Origin of the sequence: Oceaniglobus roseus, assembly GCF_002869745.1 — a bacterium.
GTDB classification, from domain to species: Bacteria; Pseudomonadota; Alphaproteobacteria; order Rhodobacterales; family Rhodobacteraceae; genus Oceaniglobus; species Oceaniglobus roseus.
Genome location: NZ_PNOS01000023.1, coordinates 31,625 through 49,640, shown reverse-complemented (window position 1 = coordinate 49,640; position 18,016 = coordinate 31,625). Strand labels below are relative to the sequence as shown.

Below are 18,016 nucleotides of genomic sequence, written 5' to 3'. Positions count from 1 at the left end.
CGCGCCGTTACGCGCTGCCCCAGGGCCCATGGAACCCCTGGCCGTCCCTGTCCACCCGCTCGAACCCGTGGGCGCCGAAGAAGTCGCGCTGGCCCTGGATCATGTTGGCGGTAGAGCGGCCCGTGCGCACCATGTCGAACCAGGTCAGCGCCGAGGACAGCGCGGGCACGGCAAGGCCGTGGGACAGCGCCGTCGCCACCGTGTGGCGCAGGGCGGGAGAGTGGTGCTTCACCAGGTCGCGGAAGAAGGGGGCGAAGATCAGGTTGTCCTCGGGATGGTCGGTCAGTGCCGAGGCCATGTCGTTCAGCATCGACGAGCGGATGATGCAGCCCTCGCGCCAGACCCGCGCGACCTCGGGCATCGGCAGCGACCAGCCGAAGGTCTTCGAGGCCGCGTTCAGCAGGTCGAAGCCTTGCGCATAGCACATGATCTTGCCCGCGATCATCGCGCCCTCCAGCGTCTCGACCGACAGGATGTCCGTCGTCAGGCCCACCGGCGCGGCGCCGAACACGTCCTCGCCCCGCTGGCGCAGGGGCAGGCGGGACGAGACGTTCCTCGCCGTCACCGCCGCCTCGATCACCGGGATCGGCGCGCCGAGGTGCTGCGCCTCGATCACCGTCCAGCGGCCGGTGCCCTTCTGGCCCGCGCGGTCGAGGATCACGTCGAGCATCGGCTTTCCGCTTTCGGGATCCACCGCGTCGGCGACCTTGCCCGAGATCTCGATCAGGTAGGACTGGAGCGGCCCCTCGTTCCACTTGGCGAAGACCTCGCCGCACTGCTCGGCCGTCCACTGGAGCCCGTCGCGGAACACGCCGTAGACCTCGGCGATCATCTGCATGTCGGCGTATTCGATGCCGTTGTGCACCGCCTTCACGAAATGGCCTGCCCCGCCTTCGCCCATCCAGGTGGCGCAGGGGGTGCCTTCATAGCTGGCGGCGATGGATCTCAGGGCGCCCTCCACCTGGTCCCAGGCCCGCTTCGGCCCGCCGCCCATGATCGAGGGGCCGAAGCGCGCGCCTTCCTCCCCGCCCGAGACGCCGATGCCGAGGAAGGGCACGCCCTGCGTCGCGGCCGCCTCGGCGCGGCGGTTGGTGTCGTGGAAGTTGGCGTTGCCCGCGTCGATGATCAGGTCTTCCGGGTTCAGGAGCGGACGCAGGGCGTCGATCTGGTCGTCCACGGGCTGGCCCGCGGGCACCATCAGGATGATCGCCCGGGGGCTCTCCATGGCGGCGACGAAGTCTTCCAGCGACGTGGTCGGGGTGATCCTTTCGGCCAGGTCCGGGGCGTGCTTGCGCGTGTGGGCCATGAAGGCGTCGGTCTTCGACGTGGTGCGGTTGAACACCGCCAGCGGCTCGGCGTTCTCGGCGATGTTGAGCGCGAGGGCGGAGCCCATGGTGCCGAGGCCGAGGAGGCCCATGCGGGGTTTCGTCATGGCCGTTGGATTCCCTGTCGGTTGAGCGAGATGGCGTAAAGGCTGGTGGTGGCGGTGATGAACAGGCGGTGCTTGTCCCGCCCGCCGAAGCAGACGTTGGAGACGATCTCGGGCACCAGGATCTTGCCCATCAGGTGGCCGTCGGGCGCGATGCAGTGCACGCCGTCGCCCGCCGAGGTCCAGATGTTGCCCTCGGTGTCCAGCCGGAAGCCGTCCGAGGCGCCCTGGTCGACGACGTGGAAGACCTCGCCGCCGGACAGGCTGTTGCCCGCGCCGACGTCGAAGGCGCGGATGTGCTGCGGATCGCCCATGAACATGCGGCCCGTGTCGGCCATGTAGAGGCGGGATTCGTCGGGCGAGAAGGCCAGCCCGTTCGGGCAGTTCGCATCCGTCACCACGGCGTCCATGGCCCCGGTGGCGGGGTCGACGCGGTAGAGATGGCAGGGCAGTTCCTGTTCGGCCCGGTGGCCCTCGTAGCTGGTGCCGATGCCGTAATGGGGATCGGTGAACCAGATCGTGCCGTCGGATTTCACCACCACGTCGTTCGGCGAGTTCAGCCGCCTGCCCTGGTAGCTGTCGGCGATCACCGTGATCGTGCCGTCGTGCTCGGTCCGCGTCACGCGGCGGGTGCCGTGCTCGCACGAGACGAGGCGCCCCTCGCGGTCGCGGGTGTGGCCGTTCGAGAAGTTCGAGGGCTGGCGATAGGTCGAGATCCCGGTCGCCTCGTTCCAGCGCAGGATCCGGTCGTTCGGAATGTCCGAGAACAGCAGGCAGTCCGCATCGCCGAACCAGACCGGCCCCTCGGTCCAGTCGAACCCCGTGGCGAGTCGTTTCAGGGGGGCGTTGAACAGGACATAGGTCGCGAAGACCGGATCGACGGTCTGGTAGAAGGACATGGGCGGGCTCCGCTCTGGTGCTGCCGGTGGGACATTGGTAGCGTCGCGGGCGAAGAGGTTAAAGGGCAAAGGGAACACCATGGTATTCAGCGAACAGACCACGCGGCTGACCCACACCGGGGTCATGGCGATGCTGTCGGCGGCCGCCGAGAAGGCCGAGGCCATGGGCCAGCCGCAGTGCATCGTCGTCGTGGACGCCTCGGGCGTGGAGCTCGGCATGCTCCGGATGAGCGGGGCGAAGTACCTGTCGCTGAAAAGCGCGCGGGCCAAGGCGCGCACCGCCGCCTCCATCGGCGCGCCGAGCGCCAACGTCCCCGAGGCGATCCGCGGCCACATCGCTCTGGCGACCGAGGGCGACGTGACGCCCCTGCCCGGGGGCCTGCCGGTGATGATCGGCGGCGTGCTGGCCGGGGGGATCGGCGTCGGCTCCGGCACCGGGGCACAGGACGTGGAGGTGGCGAACGCCGCCCTGGCGGCCGTCGGGGCCGAGGTGTTCGGCTAGGGACCGGGCGCGTCGGCGCCGGAGTGCCGCCGCGCCGCCCGGCGCGGCTGACCTCGCTCCATGACGCCCGGATGGTTGGCGTCCGTCGGACTCCGCCGAAGTGCGACGCGGGCCGCCCGCGCGGCCTCCGCCCCATCTTTGCTTTACAAATATCCTCGGGGGAGGCGCCGAAGGCGCCGTGGGGGCGGAAAGCCCCCTCCGCCCTCGAACATCCGCGCCGACCGCACGCGAAAGGGGCGCGGCGGCGTCTCAGACCGCGAAGGCGATCTGCACCTTCATCGCCTGCGCCCGGTCGCCCGCCAGCCGGAAGGCCGCGTCGGCCTCGGCCAGGGGCAGGGTGTGGCTGATCAGCGGCTTCACGTCGATCAGGCCCTTCCGCAGCAGCTCGACCCCCGTGAAGAACTCGGGGTGGAAGCGGAACGACCCCTTCAGCGACAGCTCCTTTGCCGTGATGGCCTGCACCGGGAGGGTCATGTCGCCGCCCATGCCGACCTGCACGATGGTGCCGCCGGGCTTCATCGCCGGGACCGCGGCGGCGAGCGCCACGGCGGCGCCGGTGCATTCCATCAGCACGTCGAAGCGGCCCTTCTCGGCCTGCCAGGGGGCCAGGGCCTCGGGGTCGCGGGCGACGTTCAGCACCGTGTCGGCTCCGTTCGCCGCGGCGATGCCCAGGGTAAAGTCCGACAGGTCGGTCGCCACGATCTCGGCCGCGCCCGCGCGCCGGGCGGCGAGGATGCAGAGCAGCCCGATGGGGCCGCAGCCTGTGACCAGCACCCGCTTGCCCAGCATCTCGCCCGCCTGCCGCGTGGCGTGGAGGCAGACGGCCAGGGGTTCGGCCATCGCCGCCTCGCCGGGCGTGAGCCCCGCGGCGGGGGCGCATTGCGCGGCATCGGCGACCAGCATCTGGCGGAAGGCGCCCTGGATGTGGGGAAACGGCATGGCCGAGCCGTAGAAGCGCATGTTCAGGCAGCGATTGTGCGCGCCTTCGCGGCAGAAGCGGCAGGCGTGGCAGGGCCGCGAGGGCGAGACGGCGACGAGCTGGCCCTCGGCCAGCCCCGTGACGCCGTCGCCGAGCGCCAGGATGTGGCCCGCGACCTCGTGGCCGAGGATCATCGGCTCCTTCAGCCGGACGGTGCCGAAGCCGCCGTGGTTGTAATAGTGCAGGTCCGACCCGCAGATGCCCCCCGCGGCCATGGCGATCAGCACCTCGCCCGGGCCCGGTTCCGGCGTCTCGCGGGATTCGATCCTGAGGTCCTTCGGGCCATGGGCGACGATCACCTGGCTGTCGGTCATGGGGGCTCCGGTGCGATTGACAGGGGAATGTTTGCGCCACCATAAGGCGGGGCAATCCGCAGTGTCGAGATCGAAAGGAACCCGCGATGGCCACCGGACTGGACCTCTTCCGCCTTGAAGGCAAACGCGCCCTGGTCACCGGCTCGTCGCAAGGCATCGGCTTTGCCCTCGCCGAGGGGCTGGCCGCGGCGGGGGCCGAGGTGGTGCTGAACGGGCGCGACGAAGGCAAGCTGGCGGCGGCGGCGGAGCGGCTCGGAGGGGCGAAGACGCTGGCCTTCGACGTGACCGACGCGCAGGCGGTGGCGGCGGCGGTGGACGGGTTCGAGGCCGACCACGGCGCCATCGACATCCTCGTCAACAACGCCGGGATGCAGCACCGCACACCCCTGGAGGATTTCCCGCCCGAGGCCTTCGAGCGGCTGATGCGGACCAACGTGACCTCGGTCTTCCTGGTCGGGCAGGCCGTGGCGCGGCACATGATCGGGCGGGGCGCGGGAAAGATCATCAACATCGCCTCGGTCCAGACGGCGCTCGCCCGGCCCGGCATCGCGCCCTATACGGCGACCAAGGGGGCGGTCGGGAACCTCACGAAGGGCATGGCGACGGACTGGGCGAAGCACGGCCTCCAGTGCAACGCCATCGCGCCCGGCTATTTCGAGACGCCGCTGAACCAGGCGCTGGTGGACGATCCCGAGTTTTCCGCCTGGCTGGCGAAGCGCACCCCCGCCGGGCGCTGGGGGAAGGTCGAGGAACTGGTGGCCGCCTGTATCTTCCTCGCCTCTCCGGGGTCGAGCTTCGTCAACGGGCACACGCTGTTCGTCGACGGGGGGATTTCCGTCTCGCTCTGATTTTCGCGTGCGGGTCCATGGACTTCCCCGCCCCAGCCGCTACTCCTTCAGCCGCAACGAGAAGGAGTGAGCGATGGACAGGCTGGAACTGGGCGGCACGGGGATCATGGTGTCGGAATACTGCCTCGGGACGATGACCTGGGGCACGCAGAACACCGAGGCCGAGGGCCACGCCCAGATGGACCGGGCGCTCGACGCCGGGATCGACTTCTGGGACACCGCCGAGATGTACCCGGTGAACCCGGTCACGAAAGAGACGGTGGGACTGACCGAAAGCTACGTCGGGTCGTGGTTCGCCAGGACCGGGCGGCGCAAGGAGGTCGTGCTGGCGACGAAATGCGCGGGCTTCAACGACAGCTTCGTGCGCGAGGGCCAGCCGGTCACGGGCCGGACGCTGCGGGCGGCGCTGGAGGGCTCGCTGAAGCGGCTGCAGACGGACTACGTCGATCTCTACCAGCTGCACTGGCCGAACCGCGGCTCGTTCCACTTCCGCAGGATCTGGGGCTTCGATCCCTCCGGGCAGGTGACGGCGGAGGTCGAGGACAACCTCGCCGACGTGATGCGCACGCTGAAGGCGCTGGTGGACGAGGGCAGGATCCGCGCCTTCGGGCTCTCGAACGAGTCGGCCTGGGGCACGATGATGTGGAACCGCGCGGCCGAGGCGACGGGCGGCCCGCGGATCGCTTCGATGCAGAACGAGTACTCGCTGCTCTGCCGCCAGTACGACAGCGACCTGGCCGAGATGAGCCACCACGAGAATGTCACCTTGCTGGCCTTCTCGCCGCTCGCCGCGGGACTTCTGACCGGAAAATATCAGAACGGCAACATTCCGAAGGGCTCGCGCATGGATCGCAACGGCGATCTCGGGGGGCGGAAGACCGAAGCCGCCTTCGCCGCGGTCGACGCCTATCTGAGGATCGCGGAAAAGCACGGGCTGGATCCGGTGCACCTGGCGCTGGCCTGGACGCGCACCCGGCCGTTCCGCACCGTCCCGATCTTCGGCGCGACCACGATGGAGCATCTGGAGCGCGCCATCGGCGCGGTGGACGTGAAGCTCGGCGCGGAGGTGCTGGAGGACATCGCGGCGGCCCACAAGGCGCATCCGATGCCGTATTGAGCGGTTTCGCGTCGCGGTGACGGGGCACTTGCGGCAGAGGTCCCGCCGGAACTTTCAATGCCTCCGGCGGGGATATTTATGAAGCAAAGATGGGGCTGTGCCCTGTGGCCGTGTGCGCTGCGGAGCGGGCCTGCCTAGGTGCCTGCCGCGGCGCGCCCCTCCGCCACCAGTTTCGCGACATCGAGGCGGCGGTTGACCATGGCGAGGGTGCCGTCGGCGTCGCGGGGCCATTCGGCCTCGGGGCGGTCGCGGTAAAGTTCGACGCCGTTGCCGTCGGGATCGTCGAGGTAGACCGCCTCGCTCACCCCGTGGTCGGCGGCGCCGGTCAGCGGGTGGCCTGCGTCGACGATCCGGGCAACGGCGGCGCCGAGGCTGGCGCGGTCGGGAAACAGGATCGCGGTGTGGTAGAGGCCGGTGTGGCCCGGGGGCGGGGGTGTTGCGCCGAGGCTGTCCCAGGTGTTGAGGCCGATGTGGTGATGATAGCCGCCCGCGGACAGGAAGGCGGCCTGGGCGCCGTAGCGCTGGGTGATCTCGAAGCCGAGGACGCCGCCGTAGAAGGCGATGGCGCGGTCGAGGTCGGCGACGCGCAGATGGACGTGGCCGATGCGGGTGGCGGGGGGCAGGGACATGGCGGCTCTCCGGCGGCGGTGGGTTTCCGGAGATATAGGCGACGGGCGGTGGCGGCGGAACGGCCGTGGGCGCAGGGGGGCGGTGCGCGGGTGCGCAGGACGCCCCCGCACGCCGGGCGCGACGCGTGTAGGGTCGGGCTTCGGCGGATCGCATTGCAGGCGGGCGGCCCCGCAGGTCTCGCCGTGCAAGCCGGGTCTAGGCCCGGCCAACATCGACTCGACAATCTGCGCCGTTACCGCACGAGGCCGACGATGCGATAGGTCTCGTCGAGGATCGGCGCGGTGATCTCGCGGGCGCGTTCGGCGCCGCGGGCGAGGATGGCGTCAATCTCGCCCGGTTCCTGCATCAGCCGCGCCATCTCGGACGAGATCGGGGCGAGTTTCGCCGCGGCGAGGTCGGCGAGCATCGGCTTGAACTGCCCGAACTGCTGGCCCGCGACCTCGGCCATGGCCTCTTCGGCCGTTTTGTCCGACAGCGCGGCGTAGATGTTGACGAGGTTGCGCGCCTCGGGGCGGTCCTTCAGGCCCTCGAGCGTCTCGGGCAGCGGCTCGGGGTCGGTCTTGGCCTTGCGGATCTTCTTCGCGATCGTGTCGGCGTCGTCGGTCATGTTGATGCGCGAGGCGTCCGAGGGGTCGGACTTGCTCATCTTCTTGGTCCCGTCGCGGAAGGACATGACGCGGGTCGCCGCGCCCTCGATCACCGGCTCGGTCATCGGGAAGAAGTCCACGCCGTAGTCGTGGTTGAACTTCGCCGCGATGTCGCGGGTCAGCTCGATGTGCTGCTTCTGGTCCTCGCCCACCGGGACGTGGGTGGCGTGGTAGATCAGGATGTCGGCGGCCATCAGCGCGGGGTAGGCGAAGAGCCCGAGCGAGGCGTTCTCGGCGTTCTTGCCGGCCTTGTCCTTCCACTGGGTCATCCGCTGCATCCAGCCCATGCGGGCGACGCAGTTGAAGATCCAGGCGAGCTGCGCGTGTTCCGGGACGCGGGACTGGTTGAAGAGGATGGATTTCTCGGGGTCGATGCCGGAGGCGATGAAGCCCGCGCAGAGTTCGCGGGTGTTCTTCTGCAGCGTCGCCGGGTCGGGCAGGGTGGCGGTGATGGCGTGCATGTCGACCATGCAGTAGATCGTCTCGAACCGCTGGCCCTTCAGTCCGTCGTTCTGGACGTCCACGAACCGCTTGATCGCACCGAGGTAGTTGCCGAGCGTCAGGCCGCCCGACGGCTGGATCCCGGAAAAGACCCGCGGGGTGAACTTGGCGGCGGTCATGGTGCGTGCTCCGTCTGGATATTCCCGGGCCAACCGCTTACCCATGGCCCGAGCGCCCGTCAAGGAAGGCCCCCGGATGCATCCCGACCGCAACGCCCCGCCGTTCAACCCGCTGCCGCCCGTGGTCTGGGCGCTGGCCCTGCCGATCTTCGTGATCGAGCTGGTGTTCCAGGCGGCCTCGGCGGGCTTCGTCGGCGGCGCGGCGGGCGTGGGCTGGCGGCTCGATGCGCTGAACCGTTTCGCCTTCGCGCCGCAGATCCTCGAGCAGATGGTGACGCTGGGGCGTTATCCGCCCGACCAGCTGCTGCGGTTCCTGACCTATCCCTTCGTCCACCAGGACTTCACCCACATGCTGTTCGTGGTGGTCTTCGTGCTGGCGCTCGGCAAGATGGTGGCCGAGCTGTTCCACCCCGCGGCGGTACTGGTCGTGTTCTTCGGCGCGGCGGTGTTCGGCGCGCTCTGCTACACCTACCTCCAGCCCTCGCCGGTGGCGCTGTTCGGCGGCTATCCGGGCGTCTACGGGCTGATCGGGGCCTATACCTTCATCCTGTGGACCGGGCTCGGGCGAGTGGGCGAGAACCGGATGCGGGCCTTCACGCTGATCGGCTTCCTTCTGGGGATCCAGCTGATCTTCGGGCTGCTGTTCGGCGGCGGCAACGCCTGGGTGGCCGAGCTTGGCGGGTTCGTGGCGGGGTTCCTCATGTCGTTCCTGGTCAGCCCCGGCGGTGTCGCCCGGGTGCGCGCCCGGCTGCGGCAACGTTGATTTTCAGGGAGAGTTTGGATGCGGCAGACGTGGCGGTGGTTCGGACCGGCCGATACGGTGAGTACGGCGGAGATGCGCCAGGCCGGGGTGGAGGGTGTCGTCTCGGCGCTGCACCACTTCAAGCCGGGGCTCGTGTGGCCCGCGGAGGAGATCGCGAAGCGGCAGCGCGAGATCGCGACGCTGCCGGGCGGCGGTGACTCGGGGCTGGCCTGGGAGGTGGTGGAAAGCCTGCCGGTGAGCGAGGAGATTAAGACGCAGGCGGGGGATTTCCGGTCGCATTTCGAGGCTTACCGGGAGAGCTTGCGGAACCTGCACGAGGCGGGGATTTCGGTTGTCTGCTACAACTTCATGCCGGTTCTCGACTGGACCCGGACGACCCTGCGCGCGCCCCAGCCCCATGGCGGCACGGCGATGCTGTTCGACCTCGAGTCCTTCGCGGCGTTCGATCTGTTCATCCTCGCCCGCCCCGGCGCCTTCGACGACTATCCCGAGGCCTGCATCGAGGCGGCGCGGGCGCTGGCCGAGGGCATGGGCGAGGCCGAGAAGCTGGCCTTGCAGAACAACGTGGTGGCGGGCCTGCCGGGGGCGAACGACAGCTGGACGCTGGAGGACATCCGCGGCCACCTCGAGCGCTATGCAGAGATCGGGGCGGAGCGTCTGCGGGCGAACCTGGTGGATTTCCTGTCCGAGGTGGTGCCCTTCGCCGAAGGTCTGGGGATGCGGCTCTGCTGCCATCCCGACGATCCGCCGTTCCCGCTGCTGGGGCTGCCGCGGATCATGTCGTCGCTTTCGGATTACGAGGCGGTGCTGGGCGCGGTGGAGTCGCCCGCGAACGGGGCGACCTTCTGCACCGGCTCGCTCGGCGTCGCGCCGGAGTTCGACCCGGTGGCCTTCGTCGAACGGCTGGGGCCGAAGATCCACTTCGCCCACCTGCGCAACACGAAGCGGATCGCGCCCGCCCACGGGGCCCGGTCGAGCTTCTTCGAGGCGGCGCACCTGGAGGGCGACACGGACATGGTGGCGACCGTCCGCGCGCTGGTGGCCGAGGAGCAGCGGAGGAAGGCCGAGGGGCGCGCCGACTGGCAGATCCCGATGCGCCCCGACCACGGGCAGGACCTCCTGGGCGATCTCGCGGTGCAGGGGATGCCGGGCTATCCGCTGATCGGGCGGATGCGGGGGCTGGCGGAGCTGCGCGGGGTGATGGCGGCGTTCGGGGGAATTCAGGGGTAACCCGGCCTGATCGAGGAGCGGGAGACATCTTCAACCTGTCCGCTCTGCTCAGAGGGCAGTCCCCGCCCGTCGTGCCGAAGGCACGCCTTTGGCGTGACGGGGCGGTCGGGGGCTGCCCGGGTTGACACCTGGGCATGACATCTCCGCGCGTGTGCCCGGAGTTTCCCAAACTCCGCTTTCCCTGCGGGCGAACCGATTAAAGGCATCGGGCGTCGCCCTCCGCCCCCCGCCTCACCCCAGCTCCTTCACCCGCGCGAGCGCCGTCTCCAGACGGGCCTGCTCCTCGGCCTTGAGCGCCGCCTGCGCCTCGGTCTCCTCGATCACCTGCGCGTCGGCGTTTTCGCGGAACTTCGGGTTCTTCAGCCGGCCGTTCAGCCCGCCGAGTTCCTTCGCCACCTTCTGCAGCGCCTTGTCGAGCCGCGCGCGCTCGGCCGCCGCGTCGATGATCCCGGCCAGCGGCAGGGCGAAGGTGCCGCCCTTCACCGCGATGGTGGCCGACCCCTTCGGCGCCTCCGGAGCCTCGCTCAGGGACTCGACGCGCGCCAGCCGCTCGATCAGCGGCGCGTTGTTCGCCCAGGCGGTGCGCCCCGCCTCGTCGAGGTCGAGCTGCAGGAGGTCCACCTTCAGCGCGGCGGGCACGTTCATCTCGCCCCTGACCGAGCGGATGCCCTCGATCAGCGCGATCACCCAGTTGATTTCGGCATCGGCCGCCGGGTCCACCAGATCCTCGCCGTAGGTCGGCCAGTCGGCGTGGACCAGCATCTTCGGACGCTCCACCTGGCCCCAGAGCTCTTCGGTGACGAAGGGCATGATCGGGTGCAGCAGGATCAGGCACTGGTCCAGCACCCAGGCGAGGGTGGCGCGGGTCTCGGCCTTCTCGGCGTCGGTGCCGTCCATCAGCAGGGGCTTGGAGAACTCCAGGTACCAGTCGCAGACCTTGCCCCAGACGAAGCCGTAGAGCGCGCTCGCCGCGTCGTTGAAACGGTAGCCTTCGAGCGCCGCGTCGACCTCGGCCCGGACCTTGGCGGTCTCGCCGAGGATCCAGCGGTTGACGGTCCTCTCCGGCGCGGGCGGGGTGCCCTGGGTGCCGAAGGGCACCTCGTTCATCTCGGCGAAGCGGAAGGCGTTCCAGAGCTTGGTGCCGAAGTTGCGGTAACCCGCAATGCGCTGCGTCGACAGCTTCAGGTCGCGTCCCATGGCGGCCATGGAGGTCAGGGTGAAGCGTACGGCGTCGGCCCCGAACTCGTCGATCAGGTCGAGCGGGTCCAGCACGTTGCCGAGCGACTTCGACATCTTCTTGCCCTTCTCGTCGCGGACGAGCGCGTGGACATAGACGGTGTCGAAGGGGCGCTGGCCGACCACGGCGTACTGCATCATCATCATCCGGGCGACCCAGAAGAAGATGATGTCGAAGCCGGTGATCAGGACCGAGGTCGGGAAGTACTTCTTCAGCTCCTCCGTCTCCTCGGGCCAGCCGAGGGTGCCGATGGGCCAGAGCCCGGAGGAGAACCAGGTGTCGAGGACGTCGGGGTCGCGCCATAGATAATAGGCGTTCTTGCCTTCACCCTCGCCGACGCCTTCGCTTGATAAACGCCACGCTTCGATTGCGTCCGCTGCTTCTCCAGCGACCCGGATTGAGACGCCGGACTCGGCATAGTAATCCTCGGCAAGCTTTTTCGCCTGGGCGAAGTCGGGCGCGCAGAAGGTTTTCTGGTCATCGTAGACGAAGCGTTTCCCCACGACCTTGCCGTCGCGAAGGTGGTCCTCGTATCTCGCGCCATACCACACCGGGATCTGGTGCCCCCACCAGAGCTGGCGGGAAATGCACCAGGGCTCGATGTTCTCCAGCCAGTTGAAGTACACCTTGCGATCCTGCTCGGGCAGGATCGTGACCTCGCCCGAGCGGACGGCGTCGATGGCGGGCTGGACGATCTTCGCGGTGTCGACGAACCACTGGTCGGTCAGCATCGGCTCGATCACCACCTTCGAGCGGTCGCCGAAGGGCTGCATGATCTTCTTCGCCTCGACGAGGGGGATGGTGGGTTGGAAACCCGCCCTTTCGGCCTCGTCTTCCGGCTCGGGATCCGGGTTCTTCACCATCACCGCGAGGCCCTCGGCGGTGATGTCGGCGACGATGCGCTTTCGCGCCTCGAACCGGTCGAGGCCGCGGTAGGCCTCGGGGACGAGGTTCAGCTCGCTCACGTCGGGCACCGGCTGTTCGGTCGGCGACTGGAACCGGCCCTCGGTCGCGCGGTGCATCTCGGCCCAGGCGCGGGCGTACTCGCCGGCCCGGATCGCGGACTCCTCGTAGGACAGACCGTCGCTTCTCATCTGCCCCTTGGTGTCGAGCAGGGCATAGAGCGGGATGTTGTTGCGTTGCGCCACGGCGTAGTCGTTGAAATCGTGGGCGCCGGTGATCTTCACCGCGCCCGAGCCGAACTTGGGATCGGGGTATTCGTCGGTGATGATCGGGATCAGGCGGCGGTGCTCCTTCGGGCCGACCGGAATCTCGCAGAGCTTGCCGACGATGGGCGCGTAGCGCGCGTCCGACGGATGCACCGCCACGGCGCCGTCGCCCAGCATCGTCTCGGGCCGGGTGGTGGCGATGGAGATGTAGTCGCGCGTCTCGCGCAGGGTCTCGTTGCCGTCCTCGTCGGTCTCGACGTATTCGTAGGTCTCGCCGCCCGCGAGCGGGTACTTGAAGTGCCACATGTGGCCGTCGACCTCGACGTTCTCGACCTCGAGGTCGGAGATCGCGGTCTCGAAATGCGGGTCCCAGTTCACCAGCCGCTTGCCGCGGTAGATCAGGCCCTTGTCGTAGAGCTCGACGAAGACCTTGATGACGGCGTCGTGGAAGTTGCCCTCCTCGCCCTCGGGGGCGCCCGGGGCGCCGGACATGGTGAAGGCCTCGCGGCTCCAGTCGCAGGAGGCGCCGAGGCGCTTCAGCTGGCCGATGATCGTGCCGCGGGACTTGATCTTCTGCTGCCAGACCCGCTCGACGAACTTCTCGCGGCCCATGGTGCGGCGGTCGGGCTCCTGGTGGGCGGCCATGTCGCGCTCGGTCACCATCTGGGTGGCGATGCCCGCGTGGTCGGTCCCGGGCTGCCAGAGCGTGTCGAAGCCGCGCATCCGGTGCCAGCGCACCAGGATGTCCTGCAGCGTGTTGTTGAAGGCGTGGCCCATGTGGAGCGAGCCGGTGACGTTCGGCGGCGGGATCATCACGCAGAAGGTTTCGGCGCGCGAGGCATTGGCCCCGGCGGTGAAGCATCCCGCCTTCTCCCAGGCGTCGTAGAGGCGGCTTTCCGCCGCGGCGGCGTCGAAGGTCTTTTCCATCGGCATCGGTCTGTCCTGTCTGGCTTGGCCGAGGACTTAGCGAAGGTCGCGCTGAAGGAAAAGGCCGATGCGGCCGCGGCGGGGCGGGCATGAGGTTTTGAGGCAAGAAAGAACGGCGGGGATTCACCTGCCTTCGAGGCTGGTCGCCTGGGCTCGGGCCCCGGAAGGGGCTGGAGCGCCGATGACCGTGCAGGGAAGAGGCAGGCCGCCGGCGGAGCGATCCGGCCGGTGGGGCGCGCCGCGTCCTTGCGTTCTCGTGCCGGAAACACGCGCTCCGCAGCCTCCTGCAGGCGCAGGTGGCGGGATGCTGCGGTGCAGGGGCCGGGCTTCCATCGACCGACGGGACGGGGCCCTTCGCCGCGCCCGCCGGGGCTGGACACCGGCTCGCGGGCCGCTAGTGTTCGCGTCGTCATTGTCACGCCGAGGAGAGCCCCATGGACAGTTTCGGAAAATCGCAGCCCGTCAAGCGGGTCGAGGACGTTCGTTTCCTGACCGGCCACGGCCGCTACGTCGACGACATCGCCCCGGCCAACGCGCTTTACGGGGTGGTTTTCCGCGCGCCGGTCGCCCACGCCTCGATCGACGGGCTCGACGTGTCCGCGGCGCTGGCGGCGCCGGGGGTGAAGGCGGTGCTGACGGCCGACGAGATCGAATCCATGGGCGTCGAACTGGCCATGGCCTATTCGCAGGTGAAGAACCGCGACGGCTCCATGGGCGCGGGCCCGATCCGTCCGTTCCTCGCCAAGGGCAAGGTGCGCTTCGTGGGCGAGCCGGTGGCCTTCGTGGTGGCCGAGACGCTGGTGCAGGCGCGCGACGCGGCCGAGCTGATCGAGTTCGACTATACGGACCTGCCGGTGAAGGTGGACCCGGTGCCGGGGGGCGAAACGCTCCATGACGAGGCGCCGGACAACGTGGTGTTCGACTGGGGCATGGGCGACGAGGCGGCGACCGACGCGGCCTTCGCCGAGGCGGCCCATACCGTGAAGCTGAAGATCGAAGACAACCGCGTCATCGCCAACTCGATGGAGCCGCGCGGCGCCTATGCCGAGTGGGAGAACGACCGCCTGCATGTCTGCTTCGGCGGGCAGGGGGTCTGGGGGCTGAAGGGCGAGCTGGCCGCGGCCTTCCACCTCGACCCCTCCGCGATCCGCGTGACCAACCCCGACGTGGGCGGCGGTTTCGGCATGAAGGGCTTCACCTACCCCGAGTACTTCATGGTCGCCGCGGCGGCGAAGAAGCTGGGGCAGCCCGTGCGCTGGATGTCCGAGCGCACCGAGGCGATGCTGACCGACAACGCGGGCCGCGACCTGGTGAGCGAGGCCGAGCTGGCCTTCGACGCGGAATACCGGATCACCGCCTACCGGATCCGCTCGGTCAGCAACATCGGCGCCTACAACTCGGGCTTCGCGCAGTTCATCCAGACGCAGCTGTTCAGCCGGGTGCTGACGGGCGTCTACGACCTTCAGACCGTCTGGATGCAGTGCACCGGCGTCTTCACCAACACCACGCAGGTCGACGCCTATCGCGGAGCCGGCCGCCCCGAGGCGATCTTCGCGCTGGAGCGGATCGTCGATTACGCGGCGCGGGAGCTGGGGGTCGATCCGTGGGAGATGCGGCGCAAGAACTTCATCCCCTCGGCCAGGTTCCCCTATGCCACCGCGACGGGCGAAACCTATGACGTGGGCGACTTCCACCGCGTGCTCGCCTCGGCCGAGAAGCATTCGGACCGTGCGGGCCTTGCCGCGCGCAAGGCCGAAAGCGCGAAGCAGGGCAAGCTCAGGGGGCAGGGGCTTTGCTACTACATCGAATCGATCCTCGGGAATCCGTCGGAGACGGCCGAGGTCGAGTTCCAGGAGGACGGCACGGTTCTGATCTATGTCGGCACCCAGTCGAACGGGCAGGGGCACGAGACGGTGTTCGCCAAGTTCCTCTCGGACCAGACCGGCATCCCGCTGGAAGCGATCCGCGTGGTGCAGGGCGACAGCGACCGCATCGCCACGGGCGGCGGCACCGGCGGGTCGCGCTCGGTCACGACGCAGAACTCGGCGACGCTGGCGACGGTCGGCAAGATGATCGCGGGCTTCTCGGGCTTCCTCGCCGAGGAGCTGGGCGCGGATCCCGAGAAGGTGTCCTTCGACGACGAGCGGTTCCGGGTCGACGGGTCGAACGAGACGCCGACGATGCTGGAGGTGGCCGAGATGGCCCGCGCCAAGGGGCGGCACGACCTTCTGAAGGTGCAGGAGACGGCGACGCTGCCGGGCCGGTCCTTCCCGAACGGCGCCCATGTGGCAGAGGTCGAGATCGACCCCGAGACCGGCGTGGTTGTCGTCGACCGCTATACCGTGGTCGACGATTTCGGCAATCTCATCAACCCGATGCTGGCCGAAGGTCAGGTGCATGGCGGCGTCGCCCAGGGCATCGGCCAGGCGATCCAGGAGCGGGTGGTCTATGACGCCGAGGGGCAGCTGCTGACCGCGACCTTCATGGATTACGGGATGCCGCGGGCCGACACGATGCCGATGATCGCCTTCTCGACCGAGCCGGTGCCCTCGACGGCCAACGTCCTCGGCATGAAGGGCTGCGGCGAGGCGGGGACCGTCGGTGCGCTGGCGGCTGTGGCAAACGCGGTACTGGATGCGGTGTGGGAGCGCGGCATCCGTCAAATTGACATGCCGTTTACGCCGCACCGTGTATGGTCCGTCCTGAATGAGCAGGACAGCCAGAGGATCGCCGCCGAGTAAGCCGGGACGCGGCCCCGCCCCCCGCCGCATCCGCCAGACTCCCTGGCGGGCGCTGCGGGGGCCTGTCGATCACGTGGTGATCCTCGACGGCACCATGTCCTCGCTCGAACCCGGGTGGGAAACCAACGCCGGGCTGACCTGGAAACTGCTGAGCGAACTGGCGCCGCGGGCCGGGCTTTCGGTCCGCTACGAACCGGGTCTCCAGTGGGAGAACTGGCGGCAGGTCAGGAACGTGGTGATCGGGCGGGGGCTGAACTCGCAGATCCAGCGGGCCTATGGCGCGCTCGCGTCGCGCTACCGGCAGGGCGACCGGATCTTCCTCTTCGGCTATTCCCGCGGCGCCTATGCGGTGCGCTCGCTGGCCGGGGTGATCGACCGGGTGGGGCTGGTCCGGGCCGACGACGCCACGGCGCGCACCGTCGCGGCCGCCTACAGGCTCTACCGCGATCTTTCCTCGCCCGAACACATCGCGTCGTTCCGCGCCGCCCATTGCCACGAGGCGGTGCGGATCGAGATGATCGGCGCCTGGGACACGGTGAAGGCGCTGGGTCTGCGGGCGCCGCTGGTCTGGCGCTGGTCGCAGGTGCTGCACGCCTTCCACAACCACGACCTGGGGCCGACGACGCTTCGGGGGTATCACGCCCTTGCCATGGGCGAGACGCGGCGCGCCTACGAGCCGGTGCTGTGGAATACCACCAACGGGTTCGAGGGCATCTGCGAGCAGATGTGGTTCCGCGGCACCCATGGCGATGTCGGCGGCCAGCAGGGCGGGCGGGCGGAGTGCCGGCCGCTGGCGAACATCCCGCTGGTCTGGATGCTGGACAAGGCGGAATCCTGCGGGCTGCCGCTGCCCGACGGCTGGCGCGCGCGCTTCCCCATGGATCCCGAAGCGCCGTCGTCGGGCAGTTTCACGGGCTGGAGCAAGCTGTTCCTGAACCGCGCGCGGCGACCCGTCGGGCTGGACCCGAGCGAGGCGGTGCATCCGACGGCGCTGCCTGCCCCCGCTACGCCAGCGACTTTTCGAACCGGATGATGTCGAGCGCGAAGGGCCCGGCAGAGGTTTCCATCTCCTCGCGCCGCCTGCCGACGTTCTCCCAGCCGCACTTGCCGTAGAACCGCGCGGCCCGTGCGTTGCCAAGGCCGCAGGCAAGCCAGACGTCGCAATGGCCCGTGGCGGCAAGGCGGCGTTCGGCCTCGGCCATCTGCCGACGCGCGACGTCGGTCCCCTGGAAGGGACGCGCGACGTAGAACTGGTAGATCTCGTTCCCCTCCAGCATGACGAAGCCGGCGATCGCCCCGCCGCTTTCGCTGAGGAAGGTGGCCGGGAGGTGGGCGGCGATGCGCTCGGCGAAGCTCTGCCGGGTCCTGAGCGCGGTCAACTCGGGCGGGGCGGTCTCGGCATGGCCCTGGTGCCAGCCCGCGTCCCAGATGTCGGTGAGCGCCGGGATGTCGGCGGGGGTGGCGGGGCGGAAGGTGAGGTCGGTCATGGCTTCGGCTGGTAGATGAGGCAGGTGGTCGATCCGGTGGCATAGAGCTTGCCATCCCCGGCACCGCGGATCTCGCCCGTCGCGACACCGGTGGAGCGCCCCGCGTGGGCGGTGAGCCCGGTGGCGAGGATCTCGGTCCCGAGCGGCAGGGCGCGGGTGATGTTGATCTTGTATTCGAGCGTCGTATAGGCCCAGCCCCGGGGCACCTCGGTCATCACCGCGCAGGCCATGCAGCTGTCCAGAAGCGTGCCGTACCAGCCGCCGTGGACCGTGCCGACCGGGTTGGTGTGGGCGAATTCGGGCGTGCCGCGGAAGACGACGCGGCCCCGTTCCACTGTGTCGAGCAGGTAGTTCATGCCCTCGCAGATCGGCGGCGCGGGCAGGGTGCCGTCGCGGATGCCCTCCATGAAGGCGAGGCCCGACATCGACAGGATGCGGGCCAGGTCGGGAAGATCGGCAGGAGATTTTGCGAACATG

15 protein-coding genes are annotated in these 18,016 nt (G+C 69.2%); 7 read left to right on the top strand and 8 right to left on the bottom strand.

Features of this window, described 5'->3' with window-relative positions; all coding sequences use genetic code 11:
* Window positions 1-7: 7 nt before the first annotated feature.
* A complete protein-coding gene (gene gndA, locus A7B20_RS12545) occupies window positions 8-1,432 on the bottom strand; it encodes an NADP-dependent phosphogluconate dehydrogenase (protein ID WP_102108930.1) in 1,425 nt (474 codons plus the stop codon).
* Window positions 1,429-2,328, bottom strand: coding sequence for an SMP-30/gluconolactonase/LRE family protein (locus A7B20_RS12540; protein WP_102108929.1), 900 nt, complete (start codon window positions 2,326-2,328; stop codon window positions 1,429-1,431). The genes gndA and A7B20_RS12540 overlap by 4 nt, the downstream gene beginning before the upstream one ends.
* A gap of 79 nt (window positions 2,329-2,407) precedes the next feature.
* On the opposite strand from A7B20_RS12540, the gene A7B20_RS12535 reads away from it, so the two are divergent.
* Window positions 2,408-2,830: a GlcG/HbpS family heme-binding protein gene (locus tag A7B20_RS12535; RefSeq protein WP_102108928.1), complete on the top strand. Its 423-nt coding sequence runs from the start codon at window positions 2,408-2,410 to the stop codon at window positions 2,828-2,830.
* A 249-nt stretch (window positions 2,831-3,079) separates the two neighbouring features.
* Here the strand turns inward: A7B20_RS12535 and A7B20_RS12530 are convergent, their stop codons facing one another.
* The gene (locus A7B20_RS12530; protein ID WP_102108927.1) at window positions 3,080-4,123 is read right to left on the bottom strand and encodes an L-idonate 5-dehydrogenase; all 1,044 of its coding nucleotides are present in this window, start codon (window positions 4,121-4,123) and stop codon (window positions 3,080-3,082) included.
* Window positions 4,124-4,209: 86 nt separating this feature from the next.
* Here A7B20_RS12530 and A7B20_RS12525 point away from each other — a divergent pair, with 86 nt between their 5' ends.
* Together A7B20_RS12525 and A7B20_RS12520 are read left to right on the top strand one after the other, a co-directional pair.
* Window positions 4,210-4,971: an SDR family oxidoreductase gene (locus tag A7B20_RS12525; RefSeq protein ID WP_102108926.1), complete on the top strand. Its 762-nt coding sequence runs from the start codon at window positions 4,210-4,212 to the stop codon at window positions 4,969-4,971.
* 73 nt (window positions 4,972-5,044) lie between these two features.
* Window positions 5,045-6,088, top strand: coding sequence for an aldo/keto reductase (locus A7B20_RS12520; RefSeq protein ID WP_102108925.1), 1,044 nt, complete (start codon window positions 5,045-5,047; stop codon window positions 6,086-6,088).
* A gap of 134 nt (window positions 6,089-6,222) precedes the next feature.
* On the opposite strand, the gene A7B20_RS12515 is transcribed toward A7B20_RS12520, so the two are convergent.
* Together A7B20_RS12515 and trpS are read right to left on the bottom strand one after the other, a co-directional pair.
* Window positions 6,223-6,717: a VOC family protein gene (locus tag A7B20_RS12515; RefSeq protein WP_102108924.1), complete on the bottom strand. Its 495-nt coding sequence runs from the start codon at window positions 6,715-6,717 to the stop codon at window positions 6,223-6,225.
* A gap of 233 nt (window positions 6,718-6,950) precedes the next feature.
* Window positions 6,951-7,985: a tryptophan--tRNA ligase gene (gene trpS / locus A7B20_RS12510; protein ID WP_102108923.1), complete on the bottom strand. Its 1,035-nt coding sequence runs from the start codon at window positions 7,983-7,985 to the stop codon at window positions 6,951-6,953.
* Window positions 7,986-8,061: 76 nt separating this feature from the next.
* Here trpS and A7B20_RS12505 point away from each other — a divergent pair, with 76 nt between their 5' ends.
* The gene (locus tag A7B20_RS12505; RefSeq protein WP_102108922.1) at window positions 8,062-8,748 is read left to right on the top strand and encodes a rhomboid family intramembrane serine protease; all 687 of its coding nucleotides are present in this window, start codon (window positions 8,062-8,064) and stop codon (window positions 8,746-8,748) included.
* Between the two features lie 18 nt (window positions 8,749-8,766).
* Complete coding sequence (uxuA, locus tag A7B20_RS12500) at window positions 8,767-9,978, top strand: mannonate dehydratase (RefSeq protein ID WP_102108921.1); 1,212 nt, start codon at window positions 8,767-8,769, stop codon at window positions 9,976-9,978.
* 231 nt (window positions 9,979-10,209) lie between these two features.
* Here uxuA and A7B20_RS12495 read toward each other — a convergent pair whose 3' ends face one another.
* Window positions 10,210-13,317 (bottom strand): valine--tRNA ligase, encoded by a 3,108-nt coding sequence (locus A7B20_RS12495; protein ID WP_102108920.1) that lies wholly within the window; start codon window positions 13,315-13,317, stop codon window positions 10,210-10,212.
* Window positions 13,318-13,745: 428 nt separating this feature from the next.
* On the opposite strand from A7B20_RS12495, the gene A7B20_RS12490 reads away from it, so the two are divergent.
* Entirely contained in the window at window positions 13,746-16,052 is a 2,307-nt protein-coding gene (locus tag A7B20_RS12490) for a xanthine dehydrogenase family protein molybdopterin-binding subunit (protein ID WP_102108919.1), read from the top strand.
* Window positions 16,018-17,085, top strand: a complete 1,068-nt coding sequence (locus A7B20_RS12485) for a DUF2235 domain-containing protein (RefSeq protein ID WP_102108918.1) — start codon at window positions 16,018-16,020, stop codon at window positions 17,083-17,085. The genes A7B20_RS12490 and A7B20_RS12485 overlap by 35 nt, the downstream gene beginning before the upstream one ends.
* On the opposite strand, the gene A7B20_RS12480 is transcribed toward A7B20_RS12485, so the two are convergent.
* The gene (locus A7B20_RS12480) at window positions 17,057-17,539 is read right to left on the bottom strand and encodes a GNAT family N-acetyltransferase (RefSeq protein WP_102108917.1); all 483 of its coding nucleotides are present in this window, start codon (window positions 17,537-17,539) and stop codon (window positions 17,057-17,059) included. The two genes, A7B20_RS12485 and A7B20_RS12480, sit on opposite strands and share 29 nt — an antisense overlap.
* Complete coding sequence (locus tag A7B20_RS12475) at window positions 17,536-18,015, bottom strand: PaaI family thioesterase (protein ID WP_102108916.1); 480 nt, start codon at window positions 18,013-18,015, stop codon at window positions 17,536-17,538. The genes A7B20_RS12480 and A7B20_RS12475 overlap by 4 nt, the downstream gene beginning before the upstream one ends.
* Window position 18,016 lies beyond the last annotated feature (1 nt).

Bases quoted from the DNA above. Each gene is read 5' to 3' on its own strand.
- A7B20_RS12490 (WP_102108919.1), top strand. From the start codon at position 13,746: ATGGACAGTTTCGGAAAATCGCAGCCCGTCAAGCGGGTCGAGGACGTT.
- A7B20_RS12540 (WP_102108929.1), bottom strand. From the start codon at position 2,328: ATGTCCTTCTACCAGACCGTCGATCCGGTCTTCGCGACCTATGTCCTG.
- A7B20_RS12515 (WP_102108924.1), bottom strand. From the start codon at position 6,717: ATGTCCCTGCCCCCCGCCACCCGCATCGGCCACGTCCATCTGCGCGTC.
- trpS (WP_102108923.1), bottom strand. From the start codon at position 7,985: ATGACCGCCGCCAAGTTCACCCCGCGGGTCTTTTCCGGGATCCAGCCG.
- uxuA (WP_102108921.1), top strand. From the start codon at position 8,767: ATGCGGCAGACGTGGCGGTGGTTCGGACCGGCCGATACGGTGAGTACG.
- A7B20_RS12530 (WP_102108927.1), bottom strand. From the start codon at position 4,123: ATGACCGACAGCCAGGTGATCGTCGCCCATGGCCCGAAGGACCTCAGG.
- A7B20_RS12485 (WP_102108918.1), top strand. From the start codon at position 16,018: ATGAGCAGGACAGCCAGAGGATCGCCGCCGAGTAAGCCGGGACGCGGC.
- A7B20_RS12475 (WP_102108916.1), bottom strand. From the start codon at position 18,015: ATGTTCGCAAAATCTCCTGCCGATCTTCCCGACCTGGCCCGCATCCTG.
- A7B20_RS12480 (WP_102108917.1), bottom strand. From the start codon at position 17,539: ATGACCGACCTCACCTTCCGCCCCGCCACCCCCGCCGACATCCCGGCG.
- gndA (WP_102108930.1), bottom strand. From the start codon at position 1,432: ATGACGAAACCCCGCATGGGCCTCCTCGGCCTCGGCACCATGGGCTCC.
- A7B20_RS12520 (WP_102108925.1), top strand. From the start codon at position 5,045: ATGGACAGGCTGGAACTGGGCGGCACGGGGATCATGGTGTCGGAATAC.
- A7B20_RS12495 (WP_102108920.1), bottom strand. From the start codon at position 13,317: ATGCCGATGGAAAAGACCTTCGACGCCGCCGCGGCGGAAAGCCGCCTC.
- A7B20_RS12535 (WP_102108928.1), top strand. From the start codon at position 2,408: ATGGTATTCAGCGAACAGACCACGCGGCTGACCCACACCGGGGTCATG.
- A7B20_RS12505 (WP_102108922.1), top strand. From the start codon at position 8,062: ATGCATCCCGACCGCAACGCCCCGCCGTTCAACCCGCTGCCGCCCGTG.
- A7B20_RS12525 (WP_102108926.1), top strand. From the start codon at position 4,210: ATGGCCACCGGACTGGACCTCTTCCGCCTTGAAGGCAAACGCGCCCTG.